Origin of the sequence: Curtobacterium sp. 1310, from assembly GCF_017834105.1 — a bacterium.
GTDB lineage: Bacteria > Actinomycetota > Actinomycetes > Actinomycetales > Microbacteriaceae > Curtobacterium.
The window spans coordinates 552141-574294 of record NZ_JAFICY010000001.1 but is presented as its reverse complement, the minus strand read 5'-3'; the positions used below and the strand labels follow the sequence as shown (position 1 = coordinate 574294).

21 protein-coding genes are annotated in these 22154 nt (G+C 70.9%); 6 read left to right on the top strand and 15 right to left on the bottom strand.

The window, feature by feature from the left end; genetic code table 11:
• Nucleotides 1-165 precede the first annotated feature (165 nt).
• Complete coding sequence (dxs, locus tag JOD95_RS02655) at nt 166-2100, top strand: 1-deoxy-D-xylulose-5-phosphate synthase (RefSeq protein WP_209682833.1); 1935 nt, start codon at nt 166-168, stop codon at nt 2098-2100.
• Nucleotides 2101-2262: 162 nt separating this feature from the next.
• Here dxs and JOD95_RS02650 read toward each other — a convergent pair whose 3' ends face one another.
• The 4 genes from JOD95_RS02650 to JOD95_RS02635 form a co-directional block, all read right to left on the bottom strand.
• Nucleotides 2263-4401, bottom strand: coding sequence for a 3-hydroxyacyl-CoA dehydrogenase NAD-binding domain-containing protein (locus JOD95_RS02650; RefSeq protein ID WP_209682830.1), 2139 nt, complete (start codon nt 4399-4401; stop codon nt 2263-2265).
• A 2-nt stretch (nt 4402-4403) separates the two neighbouring features.
• A complete protein-coding gene (locus JOD95_RS02645; protein ID WP_209682827.1) occupies nt 4404-5615 on the bottom strand; it encodes a thiolase family protein in 1212 nt (403 codons plus the stop codon).
• A gap of 126 nt (nt 5616-5741) precedes the next feature.
• Nucleotides 5742-6980, bottom strand: a complete 1239-nt coding sequence (locus tag JOD95_RS02640; protein ID WP_374109574.1) for an HRDC domain-containing protein — start codon at nt 6978-6980, stop codon at nt 5742-5744.
• A gap of 29 nt (nt 6981-7009) precedes the next feature.
• Complete coding sequence (locus tag JOD95_RS02635) at nt 7010-7591, bottom strand: DUF3000 domain-containing protein (protein WP_066654075.1); 582 nt, start codon at nt 7589-7591, stop codon at nt 7010-7012.
• Nucleotides 7592-7614: 23 nt separating this feature from the next.
• On the opposite strand from JOD95_RS02635, the gene JOD95_RS02630 reads away from it, so the two are divergent.
• Nucleotides 7615-8838, top strand: coding sequence for a S9 family peptidase (locus JOD95_RS02630; protein WP_209682824.1), 1224 nt, complete (start codon nt 7615-7617; stop codon nt 8836-8838).
• A 65-nt stretch (nt 8839-8903) separates the two neighbouring features.
• Here the strand turns inward: JOD95_RS02630 and JOD95_RS02625 are convergent, their stop codons facing one another.
• From JOD95_RS02625 to JOD95_RS02590, 8 genes are all read right to left on the bottom strand, one after another.
• Entirely contained in the window at nt 8904-9521 is a 618-nt protein-coding gene (locus JOD95_RS02625) for a hypothetical protein (protein ID WP_209682820.1), read from the bottom strand.
• 151 nt (nt 9522-9672) lie between these two features.
• Nucleotides 9673-10890, bottom strand: a complete 1218-nt coding sequence (locus JOD95_RS02620) for a DUF6188 family protein (RefSeq protein ID WP_209682817.1) — start codon at nt 10888-10890, stop codon at nt 9673-9675.
• Nucleotides 10887-11291, bottom strand: coding sequence for a hypothetical protein (locus JOD95_RS02615; RefSeq protein WP_066654078.1), 405 nt, complete (start codon nt 11289-11291; stop codon nt 10887-10889). The genes JOD95_RS02620 and JOD95_RS02615 overlap by 4 nt, the downstream gene beginning before the upstream one ends.
• A 33-nt stretch (nt 11292-11324) precedes the next feature.
• Nucleotides 11325-11819, bottom strand: a complete 495-nt coding sequence (locus tag JOD95_RS02610) for an Imm26 family immunity protein (RefSeq protein ID WP_158407751.1) — start codon at nt 11817-11819, stop codon at nt 11325-11327.
• Between the two features lie 127 nt (nt 11820-11946).
• Nucleotides 11947-12468: a hypothetical protein gene (locus tag JOD95_RS02605; protein WP_066654081.1), complete on the bottom strand. Its 522-nt coding sequence runs from the start codon at nt 12466-12468 to the stop codon at nt 11947-11949.
• A gap of 69 nt (nt 12469-12537) precedes the next feature.
• Nucleotides 12538-13272, bottom strand: a complete 735-nt coding sequence (locus JOD95_RS02600; protein ID WP_066654082.1) for a hypothetical protein — start codon at nt 13270-13272, stop codon at nt 12538-12540.
• Between the two features lie 144 nt (nt 13273-13416).
• Nucleotides 13417-13866 carry a SufE family protein gene (locus JOD95_RS02595; protein WP_209682813.1) on the bottom strand — a complete coding sequence of 150 codons (450 nt, stop codon included), beginning with the start codon at nt 13864-13866 and terminating at the stop codon, nt 13417-13419.
• A complete protein-coding gene (locus tag JOD95_RS02590) occupies nt 13863-14774 on the bottom strand; it encodes a sulfurtransferase (RefSeq protein ID WP_066654084.1) in 912 nt (303 codons plus the stop codon). The genes JOD95_RS02595 and JOD95_RS02590 overlap by 4 nt, the downstream gene beginning before the upstream one ends.
• 191 nt (nt 14775-14965) lie before the next feature.
• On the opposite strand from JOD95_RS02590, the gene zapE reads away from it, so the two are divergent.
• Entirely contained in the window at nt 14966-15916 is a 951-nt protein-coding gene (gene zapE / locus JOD95_RS02585; protein WP_081985283.1) for a cell division protein ZapE, read from the top strand.
• A 259-nt stretch (nt 15917-16175) separates the two neighbouring features.
• A complete protein-coding gene (locus tag JOD95_RS02580) occupies nt 16176-17450 on the top strand; it encodes an ammonium transporter (protein ID WP_209682810.1) in 1275 nt (424 codons plus the stop codon).
• A gap of 201 nt (nt 17451-17651) precedes the next feature.
• On the opposite strand, the gene JOD95_RS02575 is transcribed toward JOD95_RS02580, so the two are convergent.
• Nucleotides 17652-18623, bottom strand: coding sequence for an aldo/keto reductase (locus JOD95_RS02575; RefSeq protein ID WP_066654088.1), 972 nt, complete (start codon nt 18621-18623; stop codon nt 17652-17654).
• Nucleotides 18624-18752: 129 nt separating this feature from the next.
• Here JOD95_RS02575 and JOD95_RS02570 point away from each other — a divergent pair, with 129 nt between their 5' ends.
• Complete coding sequence (locus tag JOD95_RS02570; protein WP_209682807.1) at nt 18753-19145, top strand: ChaB family protein; 393 nt, start codon at nt 18753-18755, stop codon at nt 19143-19145.
• Nucleotides 19146-19282: 137 nt separating this feature from the next.
• The gene (locus JOD95_RS02565; RefSeq protein WP_209682805.1) at nt 19283-20251 is read left to right on the top strand and encodes a beta-ketoacyl-ACP synthase 3; all 969 of its coding nucleotides are present in this window, start codon (nt 19283-19285) and stop codon (nt 20249-20251) included.
• A gap of 122 nt (nt 20252-20373) precedes the next feature.
• Here the strand turns inward: JOD95_RS02565 and JOD95_RS02560 are convergent, their stop codons facing one another.
• Entirely contained in the window at nt 20374-21330 is a 957-nt protein-coding gene (locus JOD95_RS02560) for a hypothetical protein (RefSeq protein WP_209682803.1), read from the bottom strand.
• Nucleotides 21331-21414: 84 nt separating this feature from the next.
• Nucleotides 21415-21807 (bottom strand): hypothetical protein, encoded by a 393-nt coding sequence (locus JOD95_RS02555; RefSeq protein WP_209682801.1) that lies wholly within the window; start codon nt 21805-21807, stop codon nt 21415-21417.
• Nucleotides 21808-22154 lie beyond the last annotated feature (347 nt).

The window sequence follows — 22154 nt, the reverse complement described above, 5'->3', positions numbered from 1 at the left end:
AGGCGGTTCCGCGCAGCGTCACAGCGCTGTGCGGCACCGCCTTCGTTGCGTTCTGCGGAGTGCGACCTAACGGACGGGAGGCGCGTGGCGGGGCCGCCACGCGCCTCCCGTCCGTGTCCCGGTCGCGCGGATAGTGTGGGGACCTGCCCCACGAAAGGAGCGCCCGTGAGCCTGCTGAGCAGCATCACGTCGCCGCGCGACCTCAGGCGTCTGTCCGACGCACAGATGACGGAGCTCGCCGCCGAGATCCGACGGTTCCTCGTCGCCGAGGTCGCGAAGACCGGCGGGCACCTCGGACCGAACCTCGGGGTCGTCGAGCTGACGCTCGCGATGCACCGCGTGTTCGACTCGCCGCACGACCCGTTCGTCTTCGACACGGGGCACCAGTCCTACGTGCACAAGCTCGTCACCGGGCGGCAGGACTTCTCGAAGCTGCGCGAGCGCGGCGGGCTGGCCGGCTACCCGCAGCGGAGCGAGTCGGAGCACGACATCGTCGAGTCCTCGCACGCGTCCTCGTCGCTGTCCTGGGCTGACGGGATCTCCCGCGCCTTCCGGCAGACCGGGCAGGACGACCGCACCGTCGTGGCGGTCGTCGGCGACGGCGCCCTCACGGGCGGGATGACGTGGGAGGCGCTCAACAACATCTCGGACAGCAACGACCGCCGCCTGGTGATCGTGGTCAACGACAACGGTCGGTCCTACGCGCCGACGATCGGGGGCATGGCGCGCTTCCTCAGCTCGGTGCGCACCCGCCGTGAGTACCGGGCGCTGTTCGAGAAGTCGCAGGCCGTCGCCTCGCGGTTCGGTGCGCCGGGTCGTGCGTTCTACCGGGGGGTCCGTGGCGGACTCCACGGGTTCCTGGCGCGGTTCACCAACAACGAGGCGCTCTACTCGAACCTCGACATCAAGTACATCGGGCCGGTCAACGGTCACGACCAGCGGGCCGTCGAGGCGGCGCTCCGGCAGGCGAAGGCCTACGGCGCGCCGACCATCGTGCACGCGATCACGGAGAAGGGCCACGGCTTCGAGCCGGCGCTCCGCGACCAGGCGGACCAGTTCCACGCCGTCGGGCACATCGACCCCGAGACGGGGGAGTCGCTCGACGTGTCGTCCGGGCCCTCGTGGACGTCGGTGTTCGCCTCGGAGCTGGCGTCGGTCGGTGCGGCCGACGAGCGGATCGTGGCGGTCACCGCGGCCATGCTGCGACCGACCGGGCTCCACCGCTTCCAGGAGCAGCACCCCGACCGGGTGATCGACGTCGGCATCGCGGAGCAGCACGCCGTGACGACCGCCGCGGGGCTGGCCTACGGCGGGCTGCACCCCGTCGTGGCGCTCTACGCGACCTTCCTCAACCGGGCGTTCGACCAGGTGCTCATGGACGTCGCGCTCCATCGTGCCGGCGTGACGTTCGTCCTCGACCGCGCGGGCATCACCGGGCCGGACGGGCCGTCGCACCACGGGATGTGGGACCTCGCGCTGCTGCAGGTCGTCCCCGGGATCCGCATCGCCGCACCGCGCGATGCCGCGACGCTGCGCGAGGAGTTCCGCGAGGCCGTCGCCGTGGACGACGCCCCGACGGTGCTGCGCTGGTCGAAGGGATCCGTCGGACCGGACGTCCCGGCGATCCGTCGGCTGCACGACGGCGTGGACGTCCTGCGGGACCCGTCCGAGGGGCAGGAACCCGACGTCCTGTTCGTCGCCGTCGGCTCGATGGTGCCGGTCGCCCTCGAAGCCGCCGGGCTGCTCGAATCGCAGGGCATCGGCGTCACGGTCGTCGACCCCCGGTGGGTCGTGCCGATCCCGACCTCGCTCATCGACCTCTCGCGCGACCACCGGCTCGTCATCACGATCGAGGACGGCGTCCGCGTCGGTGGAGTCGGGACCCGGCTGCGGCAGGACCTGCGTGCCGCCGGGGTCGACACCGGGGTGAACGAGCTCGGGCTGCCGGACGAGTTCATCGACCACGCCTCGCGGTCGCAGATCCTGTCGGACGTGGGGCTCACGGCGCAGGCGATCGCGCGGGACGTCATCGACCAGGTGGTCGGCACGAAGCTGCCCCAGGCGAAGCCGGCGCGGACTCGGGAGTCGGCCGACCACTGAGGTTGGTGCGGCGTCGGTCGGCGCGGCACCGGCGCGAGTCGCGGCACCGTTCGTCCTGCCGGCGCGTGGTTCGGCGTGCCGCAGCACAACCGGAAGCACCTCGCGCCACGGGTTCCCGTGGCGCGAGGTGCTTCCGGTTGTGCGGAGTGGCCGAGCCGGCGGCTAGCGCGAGGCGGGGCCGACGATCGCCGGGGTGTGGAACGTGCCGCCGAAGACGCGCTCCGAGGCGCCGGAGCGGTCGAGGTAGGGGCTGATGCCACCGGCCTGGAACGGGTAGCCGGCGCCGAGGATCAGACCGAGGTCGATCTCCTCGACGTGCTCGACGACGTGGTCCTCGAGCATGCGGTGCACCTCGTCCGCCAGGGCGTCCTCGAACCGCTGCTGCATCGTCGCCGCGTCGACCGGCTTCGCGTCCTTCTTCGACGGTGCGACGAGCTTCACGGCGGCGGGGTCGTACCCGGTGACGGTGCCCTTCTTGTCGCGGGTCAGGATCGTGCCGTGCTCCGCGATCCGCTTCAGGCCGTCACCGGGGTAGAAGCGCTCCGGCCACGCCGCGTGGTGCGAGTCGAGCACGTGCGCACCGACGGGCAGGCCGACGAGCTCGAGCAGCTCGAACGGCGACATCGGCAGGCCGAGCGGCGCAGCACCCTCGGCGACGATCTCGAAGGGCGTGCCCTCCTCGACGCCGCGCATCGCCTCGCCGAGCACCCGAGCGAGCACGCGGTTGACGACGAAGCCCGGCTGGTCGGCGGTGATGATCGCGGTCTTCTTGAGGGTCTTCGCGACCGCGAGTGCGGTGACGAGCGCTTCGTCCGAGGTCTTGTCGGCCCGCACCACCTCGAGCAGCGGCATCACGGCCACCGGGTTGAAGAAGTGGAAGCCGACGAGGCGCTCCGGGTGCTCGAGCACCGACGCCATCTCGTCGACCGACAACGACGAGGTGTTCGTCGCGAGGATCGCGTCGGGCGCGATGACCTGCTCGATCTTCCGGAAGACGTCCTGCTTGACCGACATCTCCTCGAAGACGGCCTCGATCACCCAGTCGGCGTCGGCGAACGCGTCGTACGACACCGACCCGCTGACGAGCGCCGTGATGCGGTTCGCGTCGTCGGGGGAGATGCGGCCCTTCTCGCGGAGCTTCTCGACCTCACCGGCGATGCGCGCGACCCCGGCGTCCACGCGGGCCTGGTCGACGTCGGTGATGACGACCGGGACGCCGAGACGGCGGGCGAACAGCAGCGCGAACTGCGACGCCATCAGCCCGGCGCCGAGGACGCCGACCTTCGTGATCTTCTTCGCCTCGACGCCCTCGGGAGCGCCGACGGGCTTCTTCGCGCGCTTCTGCACGAGGTCGAACGCGTACATCGACGCGGCGAACTGGTCCCCGGCGAGCAGGTCGGCGAGGGCGTCGTCCTCGTCGGCGAAGCGGTCGTCGAGCGAGCCCGACTTCGCTGCGGCGACGAGGTCGAGCGCACGGAAGGGCGACTTCGGGACGGCGCCGATCTTCGAGGCCACCTGCTGGCGCGCCACCTTGACCACGGTGCCCCAGGCGGCCTTCTCGAGCATGCCGGGTTCGTTCGCGCGCTTGACCTTCGTGCGGCCGCTGACGACCCCGTCGGCCCACGCGACCGCGGACGGCAGGAAGGTCACGGAGGGGATGAGCGCGTCGCCGATGCCGAGCTCGACGGCGGCCTTGCCGTCCATGAGCCGGTTGTTCTTGAGCGGGTTCTCCACGATGACGCGGAGCGCCTTCTCGGGACCGATCAGGCGGGGGAGCAGCGTGGCCCCACCCCAGCCGGGGATGATGCCGAGGAAGACCTCGGGCAGCCCGATGCCCTGCGCCGCCGAGGAGAACACGCGGTAGGTGCAGTGCAGGGCGATCTCGAGCCCACCACCGAGCGCGATGCCGTTCACGAAGGCGAACGACGGCACACCGAGGTCGGAGAGCTTGCGGAGCGTCGCGTGCCCGAGGGCGCCGAGCTCGTGGGCGACCTCGCGCGAGGGGAGCGCTGCCGCCTGCGACAGGTCGGCGCCGGCGGCGAAGCAGTACTCCTTGCCGGTGATCGCGACCGCCTGGATGCTCCCGGCGGAGGCCGCTGCGCGCAGCGTGTCGAGCACGTCGGACAGCTCGCGCATGGTGCGCGGGCCGAGGGTCGACGGGCGCTTGTAGTCCTTGCCGTTGTCGAGCGTGACGAGGGCGAGCGTGCCACCGGACGGCAGCGGCACGTGCTTGACGTACGAGTGGGTGACGACCTCGTCGGCGCTGAGCTCGGTCAGCTGGTCGATCGGGGTGGTGGTCATCGTCAGGCCGCCTTCCGTGCCGCGCTCTTGCTGAAGTTCGGGTTCTCCCAGATGACGGTGCCGCCCTGGCCGAGGCCGATGCACATCGTCGTGATGCCGTACCGGACGTCCGGCCGCTCGGCGAACTGGGCCGCGAGCTGGTTCATGAGCCGGACGCCGCTCGACGCGAGCGGGTGCCCGACGGCGATCGCGCCGCCCCAGGCGTTGACGTTCGCGGAGTCCTGGGCGATGCCGTAGTTGTCGAGGAAGGCGAGCACCTGGACGGCGAACGCCTCGTTGATCTCGAAGAGCCCGATGTCGTCGATCGTCAGCCCTGCCTTGCGGAGCGCCTTGTCGGTCGCGGGGACGGGCCCGACGCCCATCACCTCGGGCTCGACGCCCGCGAAGGCGAACGAGACCATGCGCATCTTCGTCGGCAGGCCGTGCTGCTTCGCGCCGTCCTCGGAGGCGAGGAGGCTCATGGTGGCGCCGTCGTTGAGACCGGCCGCGTTGCCGGCGGTGACCCGTCCGTGGGGCCGGAACGGTGTGCGCAGCGCAGCCAGGGCCTCCAGGGTGGTGCCGGGACGCGGCGGCTCGTCCGCCGTGACGATGTCCCAGCCCTCGCCGGTGTTCACCTCGACCGGGACCACGTCGGGCTGCAGCTTGCCGGCCGCCCACGCGGCGGCGTAGCGCTGCTGCGACTGGACCGCGAAGGCGTCCGTGCGCTCCTTCGTGATGGCGGGGAAGCGGTCGTGCAGTCGCTCGGCGGTGCTGCCCATGACCAGCGCGTCGGTCGCGACCATGCGCTCCGCGACGAAGCGCGGGTTCACGTCGGCGCCGAAGCCCATCGGGTGGCGGCCCATGTGCTCGACGCCGCCGGCGATGGCGACGTCGGCGGCGCCGAAGGCGATCGCGCCGGCGAGCGTGGTGACGCTCGTCATGGCACCGGCGCACATGCGGTCGATGGCGTAGCCCGGGACCGACTTCGGCAGCCCGGCGAGCATGCCGACCGTGCGGCCGAGGGTCAGGCCCTGGTCGCCCTGCTGGGTGGTGGCGGCCACGGCGACGTCGTCGACCGCCGCGCCGTCGAGCTGGCTGTTCCGGTCGAGCAGACCGCGCATCGCGTGGACCGCGAGGTCGTCGGCGCGGGTCTTCCAGAACACCCCCTTCTCACCGGCTCGTCCGAACGGTGTGCGCACACCGTCCACGAACACGACGTCTGCTGCTCTGGCCAATCCGGGCCTCCAGATCCTCTTCGATCGAGTCGGGGCACGTTCCGCCCCGACCGGCCGGGCCGAGCCCGGCGACGGTACCGACGCTATGCCCGCCGCCTGGGCGAGCGCATGCCGGTTGGGGTGTTCCTACGAGCCGGTGTTGCTCTCGGCAGCAGGCTGCTGTGCGGCGTCGACAAAGGCGTGCGCGATGATCGACGCCGTCTCCTCGACCTGCCACGGGCGGGCGTCGTGCCCGGCAAGGGCGGCTCCGACGGTCTCGGTCGCGATCGGTGTCGGCGGTTCCCAGGACACCACCCGGAGGGTCTCCGGGGTGAGCAGGTTCTCGACGGGGACGTCGAGCTCCTCGGCACGCGCGACGACGGCGGCGCGAGCGGCCTTGTAGCGGCGGTCGGCCTCGGGGTTGCGGTCCGCCCACGCGCGGGGCGGCGGGAGCGTGGCCTCGCCGGTGCCGCGGAGCTTCGGCAGGTCCTCGGTCGTGCGCCCCTCCTCGACGGCGGCCCACCAGCGGTCGAGTTCCGACCGGCTCGCTCGGCCGGTGAAGGCCTTCACGGCACTCAGCTCGGCCTTCGAGGTCGGGTTCGCCGCCGCTGCGGCGACGATGGCCGAGTCGGGCACGATGCGACCCGGGGCGGTGTCGACCTGGCGGGCGTAGGCGTCGCGTGCGGTCCAGAGCGACCGGGCGATCGCGAGGGCCCGGGCGCCGCGGAGCGCGTGCATGCCGGACAGGCGACGCCACGGCTCGGCCTTCGGGGGCTTCGGGGCGCGGGTCAGGACGGCGGCGAACTCCTCGGCGGCGATCCGCGACTTGCCGGCGGCGTCGAGCACCGCGGCGAGGGCGTCGCGCAGGTCGGGGAGCAGCTCGACGTCGAGCGCGGCGTAGACGAGCCAGGCCTGGGGGAGCGGACGCGTCGACCAGTCGGCGGCGGAGTGGGCCTTGGCGAGCGTGATGCCGAGGAGCTGCTCGACCACCGCGCCGAGACCGACACGGGGGAACCCGGCGATGCGGGCACCGAGCTCGGTGTCGAAGATGCGGGTCGGGACGAGGCCGACCTCCTGCAGGCAGGGCAGGTCCTGCGAGGCGGCGTGGAACAGCCACTCCTCGTCGACGATCGCGGCCTGCAGTTCCGCGAAGTCACCGATCGCGATCGGGTCGAACAGGAAGGCGCCCGCACCGCGGCGGAAGACCTGGATGAGGTAGGCGCGCTGCGAGTACCGGTAGCCGCTCGCACGCTCCGCGTCGACCGCGACCGGGCCGTGTCCGGCGGCGATCGCGTCGACCGCCTGCAGGTACTCGTCGCGGTCCTCGATCACGCGCACGGTGGCGTGCGCGTCCTCGAACGCGGGGTCGGCCGAGGCGCCCGACACGGCGTCGCGGGCCTGGCTGGCGGGGTCGGTCACTTCGTGGTCCTCCTCGGAGCCAGCAGGGTCACGCCGTCGGACGCCGGAGGGAGCCCCGCGAGCATCGCGACGATCTCCTCCCAGGCCTCGACGTGCGCGGTCAGGTCCTCGTCGCGGGGCGTCCACGAGGCCCGGAGCTCGAGCTGTGCGCCGTCGCCCTGGGCCGCGAGGTCGCCGTAGCCGCGCGAGATGATCTTGGTCGCCGTGCCCGACGCCCGGTCGTACGTCGCACCGTGGGCAGCGAGCGCGTCGACGAGCCAGCTCCACGTCACGTCGGCGACGAACTCGTCGACGCCGATCTCCGGTTCGAGCGGTGCCTGGGCGAAGGTCACGACGCGGAACGCGCCGCCCCAGCCCTCCGGTTCTGCGGGGTCGTACAGGGCGATGAAGCGGCCGGTCCCGAGGTCGGAGTCGATGCCGTGCACGGCGCCCGACACGTCCGCCGCGAGGGCGATCGAGTGCGGTGCGATGCGTGACGGCGAGGGGATCTCGGTGACGGTCGTCTCGGTGCGGGTCCGGCCCGGTGCGACGAACGCGCGCAGGCGTTCGAAGGCCTCGGGCTCTCGGGATTCGGACACGCTTGCAGACTAGGCTCCGGACCATGTCCCGATCAGCGCGACCCGCCGAGGACGTGGCCCAGGAGACCGCACGATCGGCCGGGGTCGTCGCGCTCGGCGCGGGCATCGCGGCCGCTGCGGTCACCACCGCGGTCATCGGCGGCTTCGTCGCCGCCGTCGCCCGAGCGGTCGTCACGCCCGACCGGAAGCGCGTCGAGCGTGTCCCGATCCACGCGGTCGACACCGGTCGGATGACCGTGACGCTCGAACGGACCGCCGACACCGAGCTGCAGGGGCGCTACAGCCTGTGGTTCGGCGGCGGTACCGGGCACATGCGTGTCGGCGAGGTGCTCGGCACGACCGACACCACGGTCACGCGTCGCATCATCGCGATCGACGCCGGCGACCCGACCGCGGCTCGGCGCGGGCGCTGGGGCGGGTGGTTCTACCTCACACCAGGCGAGCTCGACGTGCCCGTCGAGGACGTCGACATCCCGACACCGAACGGCGCCGCGCCGGCGTGGGTCGTCCGCGCCGACGACCCCGACGCGCCCTGGGCCGTGCTCGTGCACGGTCGAGGGGTCACCCGCGCCGAGACGATCCGCGCCGTCCCGGTCTTCCGCGCCGCCGGCTACTCGGTCGTCCTCGCGTCGTGGCGGAACGACGGCGTCGCCCCGCGCAGCGAGGACGGACGCTACGGCCTCGGCAGCACCGAGTGGGAGGACGTCGACGGCGTGCTCCGCTGGCTCACCGCGCAGCAGGCCCGGAGCGTCGTGCTCATGGGGTGGTCGATGGGCGGCGCGGTCGTCCTGCAGACCCTCGTGCGGTCGCGCTTCGCCGGGCTCGTCGACGGGATCGTGCTCGAGTCGCCGGTCGTCGACTGGCACGCGGTGCTCGAGTCGCAGAGCCGGGTCCTCAAGCTGCCGCGCCCGGTGCGCAAGGTCGCCCAACGCATCCTCCGCACGCCCGTGCTGCACCACGTCGCTGGGCTGCACCACCCGGTGGACCTCCGGGAACTCGACATGGTCGCCCGAGCCGACGAGCTCGACGTGCCGATCCTCATCCTGCACAGCGACGATGACGGGTTCGTGCCGTCGTCGGCGTCGCACGAGCTGGCGCGGGTGCGGCCGGACATCGTCCGGCTCGAGGTGCAGACGACCGCGCGGCACACGAAGCTCTGGAACCACGACGCGGACTGGTTCGACGCGCGGATCCTCGCGTGGCTCACCGAGGTGGTGCAGCCGACGGACGCGACGAGCGCGCGGTAGACGCGACCGACGGTCGGACGGGAGGCACGGTGTCAGCTGGCACCGTGCCTCCAGGCCGTCCTGGGTCAGGGTCGGTCGTCGTCCTGGTCGTGCCGCAGACGTCGCGCGATCGTCGTCGCGAGGACCGCGGTGCGGTCCGGTGTGAACGCGACGGTCGCGACCACTCCGGGAGCGTCGAGAGCGCAGAAGGGGAGGTCGTCAGCGTCGAAGCGTGCCACTGCGGCGACGAAGGACTCGAGGTCGAGGACCGTGAACCCCCGCTCGGCGGCCAGACCGTACTTGGTCGCGAACGTCTCCGCGGCCGCTCGAGCGCCCTGCTCGAAGAGTCTGACGCGGTCGTCGGGCGCGAGGAGTCGGACGAGTTCGAGGGCCCGGTCCGCGCCGGGTGCCGCGGTCGCGGCGAGCAGCGTCGCGAGTTCAGCGGCGCTGATGGTCTCGACCCCGGCGGTACGGTCGGTGACCGTAGCGGACAGGAACGCGCCGTCCGACGCCCGGAGCAGGACCGTGAGGACCTCGTCGCCGAGGTCGACCTGCCGGACCAGCACCGGGTCGTGCCCGAGCTCGTCGAGGGGCGTCACGAGGGCATCGTCGCGGGGCGTCCCCGCTCGTCTGCTCCGGCGGAGTGCGCGGGCGATCGCGGCGGCAGGGGCGTCGTACCCGAGCACGTCCGCGTCGTCCGGCACGGCGTCCAGGATCTCGTGGGCTCGGGTGGGACGTCGAGGCGTCTGGGGAGGGTCAGGCGGAGCAGTGGCACGCTCGTGCCGGAGGTCGTCACGTCATGCCTCCACGAGGATGCGGGGAGCAGCCGGAGCGTGTCGGCTGTGGCCGTGCCGACTACCGGACACCGTGACCTCCGTCGCCCTCGTCCGCGGCGCGGATGAGCTGGTCCGGCCGGGGGAGTTCGGCCGGCATCTCCGTCGTGAACCACGGGAGCTCGAAGGAGTCGATCCGGCCGTCGAGCATCCACACGAGGACTTCACCCGCGAGCGGTGCCTCGTCCGTGCGGTAGGCCAGCGATCCCGGCAGACGACCGTCGGGCAAGTCGGCTCGGGGTGTCTCCGCGAGCACGACGTCCCAGATCCTCGGAGCTGTCTCCTGGACGGCTCGCACCGCCTCGGCCTGCTGTCGGAGTTCCGCCGCTCCCGGCGCGGGGAGCGTGTCGAGGAACGCGAGCAGGAGCGACTGGACGCGGTACGCGGCGAGGTCAGCGTCTCGAGTGCCGATCGAGGGTACCGCGACCTCCGGACCGAACAGTCGCTCGAACGCTTCCGAGACGCCGATGACCGAGGGATCCAGGACCACGGAGGCCTCGCCGCTGTGGAAGAAGTCGATGCGGAGGACCGCCCGGGCCGGGTCAGCCGCGGCGCCGAACGGGACGCCGAAGAACTCGCCGTCGATCAGCTGGTCGTTGTCACGGACGAGCGTCAGCATCTCGTCGTGTGAGAACCACAGGCCAGGTGGCGGTGCTGCTCTGAGACGACGGTCCCACTCGTGCACGTTCACCGTCGATCCCGAGCGCACGACGATGTCGAGATCGGTGACGAGCCACCGGAGCGGTGGGACGGTCAGCGATGTGAAGACGTCGTGGAACGCGGGGAGCAGGTGTTCGTCCGACGGCCGTGTCCGGAAGGACAGAAGGCCGCTTTCGGTCTCTGGGTGGTGAAGCCAGATGGCAGGGCCCCCGCCCGGCATGATGATGATCCTGGTCGGGGGCGTCTCCGGTCCGATGTAGTGCCACGACTCGAACTCGGGGTGCGGTCCGGCGGTCAGACGCGAGCCGTCGGAGAACGTCATCGACAGCGTCGAGCCCGTGGCGTGCGCCTCGGTGACCACGAGCGTGTGCAGGCGGAGAGCCGGCACCAGCCCCGACTTGTCGCCCTCCGGATCGATCATCGTTGCGGTGTCCGGTGACCCACCAAGGGAGAACGGACACTCGAGGATGACGGTGGCGCCGTTCGAGAGCAGGAGTCGGAGCGCGTAGTCGACCCAGATGGCGTCGATCGTCTCTCCGACGAGGAGCAGGGGGACGTCCTCGATGGCCAGTTCGCTCATCGTTCGCTCTTCCGCGGGCGGTCCGGATTCGTGCGTGCTCGCTCAGAAGGTTGAGCGGCCAGCTCGTGCATCCGCGCGTCCGCCTCAGTCTTGTAGATCTCACCCCAGGCGATGCTCGCAGGCGAGTCATGGGCAGGCTGGTCGACGTCAGGCAGACAGATCTGCACGAAGTGCGGGAAGGCGGGGAACGTCCAGAGGTCTTCGTCCTCGAACCGACTCCACAGCAACAACTCGCTGATGCCGAGCGGGTGACCGAGCTCCTGACCGTGGACGGGTGGATCGCAGCTGACCATCAGCGCATGACGACCGTTCGGGAGCTCGACCGGTCGTTCGACCTCGCACCGGAAGACGGACGAGAACCGCAGGCTGTCCATGGACGAGAGGAAGAACACTTCTTGCATGTCAGAACTCCGGTCTGATGCTGAGATACACGATCAATCGAACAGCTTCGCCGACGCTATCCCCGGTCGGTGCCGAACTTCTTCGAAAGCCGGAAGCCAGCGACGGATGCCGTGATGTGCCTGGATGGCTTTCTCCAAGATCAGCGGCGAGTCGATCGCGCGACGGGGAATCTCCTTCGACTCGGATTCTGTCGCATGCCGAACCTCGGAGCCGCTGAAATTCGTGATCTTGACGCCATCGAGTTCGGCAGCCCCGTAGGTGAAGGCAGGCAGATACCGCTCAGAGTCGGCGGCAGCGTGTCCGATCATCTCCCACATTCCTGGTCGAAATCGGGAGTCGAAGATCAGCCGGGAAAACAGCGGTTCCGACCCCGTCAGATCGTCGAGTCTGAGCGACGGGTCCTCGTCAGTTCCGAAGATTCGGTCGAGGATGATGACGTAGAGAGCAGATATGTACTCGCTTACGACCTGGCCGGCCGAGCGGCGCTGGTCGTCGACGGGAATCGTGAACACGTCGCCGATGGACACGTCGGAGACGCTCCTCGCATTGTTCAACATCAAGCGACCGATGCTGTGGTGAGCCTCGAAAGCCCTCTCCAGTACCATTGGCGAGGCGATCGCGAGACGTTGACGCTGGCCCCGGTACAAGCCGAACTCAGTCCGGGAAGAGTTCCGACGATGATGGCATCGGCACCCAGCGCACCTTCTCGAGAGCGGGATTTCTGGGTGCCACACCGGCAGCCATCATCAGGAACTTCTCGATGAGCATGGGCGATCGCGTCGTTCTCGGAGGGATGGTAGCGGCTTCTTCGGCGGTCGCCGCGCGGGTCCTCGTCTCATCGAAGCTCGTAAGTCGGACGCCCCCGGTTTCTGGCAGCCCCCAGGTGGAAGCGGGCAGATACCGCCGATTGTCGGTCTGCGCCTGGGTGACCACTTCCCACATTCCCGGCCGGAATCGCGCGTCGTGGGTCCAACTGGCCACGATCGGCGGGTGCATCAGCGCGGCGAGCGCATCGGGGATCGCGACCGGATGCCGAACGAGGTGGTCGAAGACAACGACGAAGACCGCACCCTCGCCGACATGCAGAACTTGACCGACATAGGCGCGATCGTCGTCAATCTTCACACTGAAGACGTCGCTGACCCTGACCTCCAGGACGTCCTTCGAAGCACTCAATACGGATCCCCTCCTGCTGCTTGGTAGCGCGCCTCGCGCATCTGGTGTCGTTTGTTCTCGAGCAACCCATCAGGATTGCCCTTGTTGGTCGGACCGCCGAGACGCCCACGAGGCGTCGTGTCCGTTGTCCGTGAGCCAGTCCTGCACCGCCGTCACGAGGGACTGTGCGTGCAGCGTGCCCCAGCACGTGTTGCACCCCGACTCGTAGTCGGCCAGGGCGTTGCGGAACGACGACACCGCGCCGGACAGGGAGTCGTCGGCACCACGGGTGCTCGAGGCGAACGATCGGAGATCGGCCGGCACCGCCGACGACGTGCCCCCGCTGCCGCCACCGCCCGCCGGGATCGTGCGACTGCGGACCGAGACCGCATCGGCCTGGAGCTGGGGCTCCGGCTCGGGTTCCGGGGGCTTCGGGTCGTCCTCGGCGCCGAACCACGTCGACACCTCGTGCGCGGCACCGACGAAGAAGTTCTCCTCGCGCTCGCGCTTCCGTGCCTCCCACGCCTTGGCGTCGGCCCGTCGTCGGTCCTCCTGCTTCGCCGCCTCGCGCAGCTCGTCGACGAAGCCGACCAGGGACGACAGCGCGTCCGAGAGCTTGCTCGCGCTGCGGGAGGCGATGCCGGCGTTGTCGGCGAACACCTGCGAGAAGTACCCGCGGAACTCGCGTCCCGCGCTCGTCACCGCAGCGGCACGCGTCGCAGTCTGTCCGTTGATCGCGGACGCCAGGTTGCGCGCCGCGGTCGTCAGTGCGTCGGCGTCGCCGTACGAGTACCCCGTTGGATCGTTGCCGTGGACCTTCGCCATGTCGTCTCCCCCCGATGACACCTCGATCTTGGCACGGGAGGAGCGCGGATGACCATCGGAAGAAATGTCGTACGCGACCATCGAACGGACGGGAGGCGCGTGGCGGACCCGCCACGCGCCTCCCGTCCGTCGGTCAGCTCGGTCTCAGGCGGCGACGGCCGCCTGCACCTGCCGCTGCACCCGACCGAGCATGCCCACCATGCCCCGGATCCGCAGCGGGCTGACCGCCTCGGTGAGCCCGAGCGTCAGCGGGTAGTCCACCGGAACCGCCAGGACCTCGGGTGCGGACAACCCGGACAGTCCCTGCGCCAGGATCGACGCGAAGCCACGGGTGGTCGGTGCCTCACGGGGCGCCGTCGCGTGCATCCGGACCACGTCCGGCGCATCACCTTCGGCACCCACGGTGACGGTGATGAAGACGGGGGACTGGCACTCCTCGACCCGCTCGAGCTCGTCCTCGTGCCCCTGCAGCCGCTCGGGCAGCGCGGGGAGCTCGTCGGAGAACTCGAGGAGCAGCTGGAGGCGGTCCTGCTGCGAGAGTTCGAGGAAGTCGTCGCGGATCTCGGCGAGGGGACGGGGGAGTTCGGTGCTCATCGGGTGGGAACGGTACCCGGCTCGGTGCCCGTGGCGATCGGGACGCGCACGGCGCTGCCCCACTCGGTCCACGAACCGTCGTAGTTGCGGACGTTGTCGTAGCCGAGCAGGTGCTGCAGCACGAACCAGGTGTGGCTCGAGCGCTCGCCGATGCGGCAGTAGGCGATGACCTCGTCGGCGCCCCCGATGCCGGCGCCGTCGCGGTAGACGGCGTCCAGTTCCTGCCGGCTCTTGAACGTGCCGTCGGGAGCGGCCGCGGTGGCCCAGGGGATGTTCACGGCGGTCGGGACGTGTCCGGCGCGCAGGGCGCCCTCCTCCGGGTAGTCCGGGGCCGTGGTGCGCTCGCCGGAGTACTCGGGGGCGCTGCGCACGTCGATGAGCGGCTTGCCGAGGTGCTCGAGCACGTCCTCCTTGAAGGCGCGGACCTGTTCGTCGCGGCGCTCCACGACGGGGTACTCGACCGGGGTGACCTCGGTACGGTCGGTCGTGACCGCGCGGTCCTCGGCGATCCACTTCGCCCGGCCACCGTCGAGCAGCCGGACGTCCTCGTGGCCGAACAGCGTGAACACCCAGAGGGCGTACGCGGCCCACCAGTTGTTCTTGTCGCCGTAGATGACGACGGTGGTGTCGCGGCCGATGCCCTTGCCGCCGACGAGCCGGGCGAAGGCCTCGCCGTCGATGTAGTCGCGCTGGACGGGGTCGTTGAGGTCGGTGTGCCAGTCGATCTTCACCGCGCCGGGGACGTGGCCCGTCTCGTAGAGCAGGACGTCCTCGTCGGACTCGACGACCACGAGGTCGGGGGACCCGGCACCGGCGTCGAGCTGCTCCTGGAGCCACTCGGTCGACACCAGGCGCTCGGGGTGGGCGTAGGCGGCGAACTTCTCGGACGGGTCGACCGGTGCGGTCATCGGGGGTACCTCCAGGCTGCGGGACGAGCGGGGCGGGCGAGGCATAGGATCGGTCCTCGGTGCCCGCGGGCAACGGTACGCGGACGTACCGACCGCCACCTGCAACGTGACACCGCACGACATGCTTCCCGGAGGGGCCACACTTGCCTGCACACCTCGTCGACCGTGATCCGCAGGTGACGCCGCAGCAGATGGCCGCCGCGCTCGTCCCGCCGCCGCAGTTCGCCGACGCGTCGTTCGCCAGCTACCGGCCGGACCCCGAGTACCCGTCGCAGGCGGCGGTGCGCGACGCGGTCGAGGCCTTCGTCGCGACGCGGCCGGAGCCAGCGCGGCGCGGACTGTTCGGCCGCCGCCGCGAGCCGGTCCAGCCGGCGCGCTCCGGCGTGTACCTCGACGGCGGGTTCGGTGTCGGCAAGACGCACCTGCTCGCCGCGGCCTACCACGCGGAGCCGTCGCGGAAGACGTTCGGTACGTTCATCGAGTACACCGCGCTCGTCGGCGCGCTCGGGTTCCAGGGCACGGTCGACCTGCTCCGTGGGACGTCCCTGGTGTGCATCGACGAGTTCGAGCTCGACGACCCGGGCGACACGATGGTGATGACCCGACTCATCAAGGAGCTGTCCGAGTCGGGCACGCGTTTCGCGGCGACGTCGAACACCCCGCCCGGTGCGCTTGGCGAGGGCCGGTTCGCCGCGCAGGACTTCCTGCGCGAGATCCAGGCGATGTCCGACCGGTTCGAGACGATGCGGATCGACGGGCTCGACTACCGCCGTCGGGCCGTGGACGAGTCGGCGCGGGTGGTCGGGGACGTCGTCGGTGCACTGCCCGGTGGTGCGACGACGCTCGACGACTTCCGGGCGGTCGTGGACCACCTGGCGACCGTGCACCCGTCGAAGTACGTCGCGCTGGTGGACGGGCTCGACGCCGTCGGGCTCACCGACGTGCAGGCGTTCACCGACCAGACCGACGCACTGCGCTGGGTGGCGCTCGTCGACCGCCTCTACGACGCGCAGGTGCGCATCGTCGCGTCCGGTACGCCGCTCGACCAGGTGTACCCGCAGGCGATGCTCGACGGCGGCTACCGCAAGAAGTACCTGCGGGCCGCGTCGCGCGTGGTCGCGCTGTCCCGCGCGGCCGACTGAGCCACCGTCGGACGGGAGGCCCGTGGCGACACCGCCACGGGCCTCCCGTCCGACGCGCGCGTCCGTCCGGCCCTCGCGGCGTCCCGTCAGCGGTGTCGGACCCGTCATCCGGTGTCCGGAAACACACCGTTCACACGGGAGCCCCACGCGTTACACCCGCGAAACACATCGTGCTCCCTCGCGAAACGTCGCCTCGCCAGACTCGTCAGCACCCGAGGGCGGTCCCGAGAGCCGCACTGCAATCGCGAGAGGTGAACAGATGCTTGATCAGGGCAACACGGCATTCGTGTTGATCATGGCGGCGCTGGTGTTGTTCATGACACCCGGCCTGGCCTTCTTCTACGGCGGCCTGGTGAAGGCCAAGTCCGTCATCAGCATGATGATGATGTCCTTCGGAGCGATCGCCCTGGTCGGCGTCCTCTGGGTGCTCTACGGCTACGCGATCGCCTTCGCGAACCACGGCGAGGGCACGAACGTCGCAGGCATCGTCGGGTTCTTCAGCATCGACTGGAACCAGATCGGCCTCGGCCAGGCGTTCGAGGAGGCCAAGGCCTCGACGATCAACGCTGCGTACCCGTCGATGGCGTTCGTCGGCTTCCAGGCCACCTTCGCGATCATCACCGTCGCCCTGATCTCCGGCGCGATCGCCGACCGCGCGAAGTTCGGCGCGTGGATGATCTTCGCCGGCGTCTGGGTCACCGTCGTCTACTTCCCGGTCGCCTCCTGGGTCTTCAACCTCACCTCGGGCATGTTCGCCACGTGGGGCGTCATCGACTTCGCCGGTGGCACCGCGGTGCACATCAACGCCGGCGCCGCAGGTCTCGCCCTGGCGCTCGTGCTCGGCAAGCGCGTCGGCTTCGCCAAGGGCGCGCACAAGCCGCACAACCCGCCCTTCGTGCTCCTCGGTGCAGCCATCCTCTGGTTCGGCTGGTTCGGCTTCAACGCCGGCTCGGAGGGCGCCGCCGACGGCATCGCCGCCCTCGCCTGGGTGAACACGCTCGCCGCTCCGGCCGCCGCGATCCTCGGGTGGCTCCTCATCGAGAAGCTCAAGGACGGCAAGGCCACCTCCGTCGGTGCTGCCTCGGGTGCCGTCGCCGGTCTCGTCGCGATCACCCCGGCCTGCGCCGCGCTCACCCCGGGCTGGGGCATCCTGCTCGGCTTCCTCGCCGGTGTGGTCTGCTGCTTCGCGATCGACCTCAAGTACAAGCTCGGCTTCGACGACTCGCTCGACGTCGTGGGCGTCCACCTCGTCGGCGGCATCTTCGGCACGCTCTACCTCGGCTTCTTCGCCGACGACACCGGTCTCATCTACTCGGGCTCCTTCGAGCAGCTCGGCAAGCAGGCCGTCGCAGCCGCAGCCGTCCTGGTCTACTCGTTCGTCCTGGCCTTCGTGATCGGCTTCGCCATCGAGAAGACGATCGGCTTCCGCGTGAAGACCGAGGACGAGGTCGCCGGCATCGACACCGCGGTCCACGGTGAAGAGGGCTACGTGCTCTACGAGGAGCGCGACGAGACCCCGGTCGCGGTCCGCTAGACACCGCACCACCCGCATGACGACGGGCCCCGCGCACACAGCAGGCGCGGGGCCCGTCGTCCTGTGCGGTGCCGGTCACAGTGGTCGCGACCACGGCGCGTGGCGCCTGCCACGCACGGGAGGCGCGGTGCGGGGCGGACCCGCACCGCGCCTCCCGTCCGGTGGTCGCGACCACGGCGCCTGGTGCGCCGTGCTGTCAGGTCACCAGGCGTAGTCCTCCGGCGAGGTGTCGTGGCCCGGGAAGATCTCGTCGAGCCGGTCGAGGGCGCGCTGGTCGAGTCGGATGTCGACGGCGCGCACCGCGGACTCCCACTGCTCCATCGTGCGCGGGCCGGTGATCGGCGCCGTCACACCGGGCTGGTGCAGCAGCCACGCCAGGGCCAGCTCGCCCGGGGTGTGACCGAGCTCCTTCGCGAGCGACTCGTACGCGGTGAGCTGGTCGCGGTGTCCCTCGACGTACTCCGCGCTGCGGCCGGACAGGCGCCGGGAGCCGTTCTCGGTCTTCTCGATGACCCCGCCGAGCAGTCCGCCCTGCAACGGCGACCACGGGATGACCCCGAGGCCGTACTCACGGGCGGCGGGCAGGACCTCGCGCTCGACGTCGCGCACGACGAGGTTGTAGATCGACTGCTCGCTCACCAGGCCGAGGCTGCCCCGGCGTACGGCTGCCTCCTGCGCCTGCGCGATGTGCCACCCGGCGAAGTTCGACGATCCGACGTAGAGCACCTTGCCCTGCTGCACGGCGACGTCGATCGCCTGCCAGATCTCGTCCCACGGGGTCGCCCGGTCGACGTGGTGGAACTGGTACAGGTCGACGTGGTCGGTCTGCAGCCGACGGAGGCTCGCGTCGAGCGACTGCCGGATGTTCAGCGCGCTCAGCTTGCCGCCGTTCGGCCAGTCGGTCATCTCGCCGTAGACCTTCGTCGCGAGGACGGTCTTCTCGCGTCGACCGCCGCCCTTCGCGAACCAGCGGCCGATGATCTCCTCGGTGGCACCCTTGCCCACCGAGCCGCCGTAGCCGTTGGCGGTGTCGAAGAAGTTCACGCCGAGCTCGTGCGCCCGGTCCATGATCGCGTGCGAGTCGTCCTCGCTGGTCTCCGGTCCGAAGTTCATCGTGCCGAGCACCGCTCGTGACACCGACAGCCCTGTCCGTCCGAGGTGTGTGTAGTCCATGCCTCCGGTCTACGCGGGTGCGGGTGTGCGAACCAGGCCCTGCGGGTGCCGGTCATGCGCCCGGCGTAGAACGGGACGAGCCGTCCTCCACGGAGCGCGGCCGATGGACCCCACACGGAAGGACGCACCATGCCCGCGAAGGACGAGATCCCCAGCACCCTGCAGCGGTCGCCGGAGCACGCGCAGGACATCTTCGCCGAGACGCTCGACTCGGCGAACGAGACGTACGGTCCGGGAGAGCGCGCACACCGCACCGCCTACGCCGCCGTCAAGCACGAGTACGAGAAGGTCGGCGACCACTGGGAGGAGAAGGACTCCTCCGGTCCGTCGGACTCCGGCGCGGAGGGCACGCGCGGCTCCGGGGAGACCCAGGGCGGCGTCGACGCGAACGCCTCGAAGGCGCACCTGATGGAGGTCGCGAAGCGCCTCGATGTCAGCGGCCGTTCGAAGATGGACAAGGACGAACTCGTCCAGGCGATCAAGCGGGCGAACGACCGGGCGACGGCAGCGGCGCGGCGGTGACCGGACCGGCGACGGTCGCGTGGGGGTGACCGCGCCGGCAACGGCTGCGGTTGCGCGGCGTCCGGACCGGCTGTCGACTCGTTCGTGCATGCTCCGCCCGGCATGCGCCGTGGACCGAGGGGAGTAGCGTGCCGCGGGTGAACACGCCAGCACTCCGTGGCAGCCGGATCCTCGGCTTCGGCCACCACCAACCCGACCGGGTCCTCACCAACGACGAACTGTCGACGATGGTCGACACGAACGACGAGTGGATCACCACCCGCACCGGCATCAGGACCCGCCGGATCGCGGGCCCCGACGACAGCGTCGTGTCGATGGCGATCGAGGCCGGTCGGATGGCCGTCGCCGACGCCGGTCTCGAGCCCTCCGACATCGGGCTCGTGATCGTCGCCTCGACCACGCACCGCGAGCGGTCGCCGTACACGGCCGGACGGGTCGCCGCGGCGCTCGGGATGGCGAACGGTCCGGCACCCATCGACATCAACACGGCGTGCAGCGGCTTCGAGTACGCGATGGCCCTCGCCGACCAGTCGATCCGCGTCGGCGCCTCGGACACCGCCCTCGTGATCGGCTCCGAGACCCTGTCCAGCATCGCCGACTGGACGGACCGCTCGACATGCGTGCTCGTCGGCGACGGTGCCGGAGCCGTGGTGATCGGTGCTGCCGACACCGCGGAGATCGGACCCGTGTCATGGGGGAGCGTGCCGCACCTCAACGAGGCCGTGCTGGTCACGCGCGACCCCGAGTACTTCACGCAGCAGGGTCGGTCGATCTACCGCTGGGCGATCACGGAGGCCGAGGGACACGCCCGCGCGGTCGTCGACGCAGCCGGAGTGACGCTCGACGACATCGGCGTCCTCGCCTTCCACCAGGCGAACCTCCGCATCATCGAGCCGCTGGCCGAGGCACTCGGCGGCGGGGACAAGTACGTCGTGCGGGACGTGGTCGAGTCCGGGAACACCTCGGCCGCGAGCGTGCCGCTCGGGCTGTCGAAGGCGTGGCACCGCGGGGAGCTGCCGGAGGACACCCTGGCGCTGCTGTTCGGCTTCGGCGGGGGCTTCGCGCACGCCGGGCAGGTGGTGCGGACGCCGAAGCGGCGGTCGTGACCCGGTGACGCGCTGACGGAGGCGGCCCGTCGACGGACGCGGACCGCGCACGGATGGGAGGTGCGGTGCACGCTGGCACCGCGCCTCCCGTCCGTCAGCCGCTCGCCGTCAGCCGTGCGACGTCAGCCGCGCTCGCCGCGCCCGTCGGGTGCCTCGCGGTCGTGCTGGGGGTCACGGTGCGGCGTGTCCGCCCAGAGGTCCTCGTCGTCTCGCTCCTTCCGGCGCCACGGCAGCACTCGACGTTCCTTCTCGTCCGTTCGTCCGTCGCCGGCCGCTCGGTCCTTCGCCCCACGGCCGCGCTCCTTCGTCGGCTTCGTCTCGAGGACGACGGTGAAGTGCCGCGGTGGCAGTCCGAAGCCCTCGCGGGACGCCTGGACGACCTTCTTGCCGAGTGCGTGGTTGCCCAGGCCGCCGACGGCCGCGCCGATGCCGAACGGCAGCGCACGGCCGAGGACCGAGGCGCCCTGCCGCGCTGCGAAGCGCTTGATGAACTGGTCGCGGACCTTGCCACCGATGCCGCTCACCACCTGCTTCGGCAGGGAGGCCGTCACCATCTCGCCCCAGAACGCCGAGCGTGCCTGGCCCCCGGTGGCTTGACCGGCGAGCTGCTTGACGAGTTGCGTCCCCGGAGCGCCGAGGATGAGGGCCATCACGAGGGTGCGCGAGCGTTCCGGATCCTCGAGGGCGATGCCGTGCACCTCGGTCACCGACTGCGCGAAGAGTGCCGTGGCTTCGAGGAAGCCGACCGTCTCGGCACCGCTGAGGCCGAGCGCCGCTGCCATGCCGACACCGGGGATCACCGCACTCGCTCCCACGGCAGCGCCACCCGTGGTCACCGCCGTGAGGTACTGCCGCTCGAGGATCTGGATGACCTCGGCGGGGCTCGCATCCGGGTGGCGACGCCGCACGGCGTTCACGTGCGCGACCACCACGGGACGCTGCACGGCGATGACGCGGTCGAGCATCTTGGTCCACCCCGTGGGGTTCTCGGGTGTGGGGGTGCGGTCGTCGCGGGTGTCGGACTGGACCGGGGCGGGCGGCATCGGCACGATCGCCCCGTCGTTGTGCTGTCGGGCCATGACGCAGAACGTACGCCGACGCGGTGGGAGCTCCGCACTCGCAGTACGCCGCGCGCGCCGGCTCGGTGGTCGTGCAGGTCGTCGTCACCGGCACGGCACACCCGCTCGGAGGAGCTTCGCGCGCAAGCGCTCGGGTTCCATCAGGTCGGCCCAGACGACCCGGACGACCGTGCGGACCTCGGGGAACGACCGGATGAAGTCCTCGCGCTGCTTCTCCTGCCAGTGTGCGGCGGCGGCGTCCGCACCGTCGCCGTACTTCGCCCGCCCGTCGACCTCGACGACGACGCCCTGGTCCGGGAACCAGAAGTCGACGACTGCCGTCCGGTCTCGCGCACGGCTGAAGACGTGCTGCTGGACGGGCTCCGGCGTCCCGAGCAGTCGGAAGCGCACCCGGCACACCGACTCCGCCGGGGAGTCGGACAGCGCCGACCCCATCCCGAGCGCCGCCGCCGCCTTCGTCCGGCCCTTCGGTCCCATGAGCGTGCGTTCGTGCTGTAGACCTTCCGGCGTCGCCAGTCGCCAGCGCAGCACGTGGTCCACGACGGGCAGCGCGTGGAGCAGCGGGCGCGAGGCAGCGAGGTCGACTGCGGTTCGGCCCGGGGTCGTCGTCGGCCGACCACGAGCATCGTGGTCCCGAGACAGCGGACGACCTGCGCCACCGTGTCGGACGAACCAGGACGTGACCCGTGTCCCCGTTGCCGTCGGGTCGACGACGTGGACGCGCGGAGGCCAGTCGCCGACGACGGGCAGACCGAGGACCGCACAGGCCGATTCGTGGCTGAGGACATCGTGCTCCCGGAGCCGGGGGAGCGAGGCTCGGACGA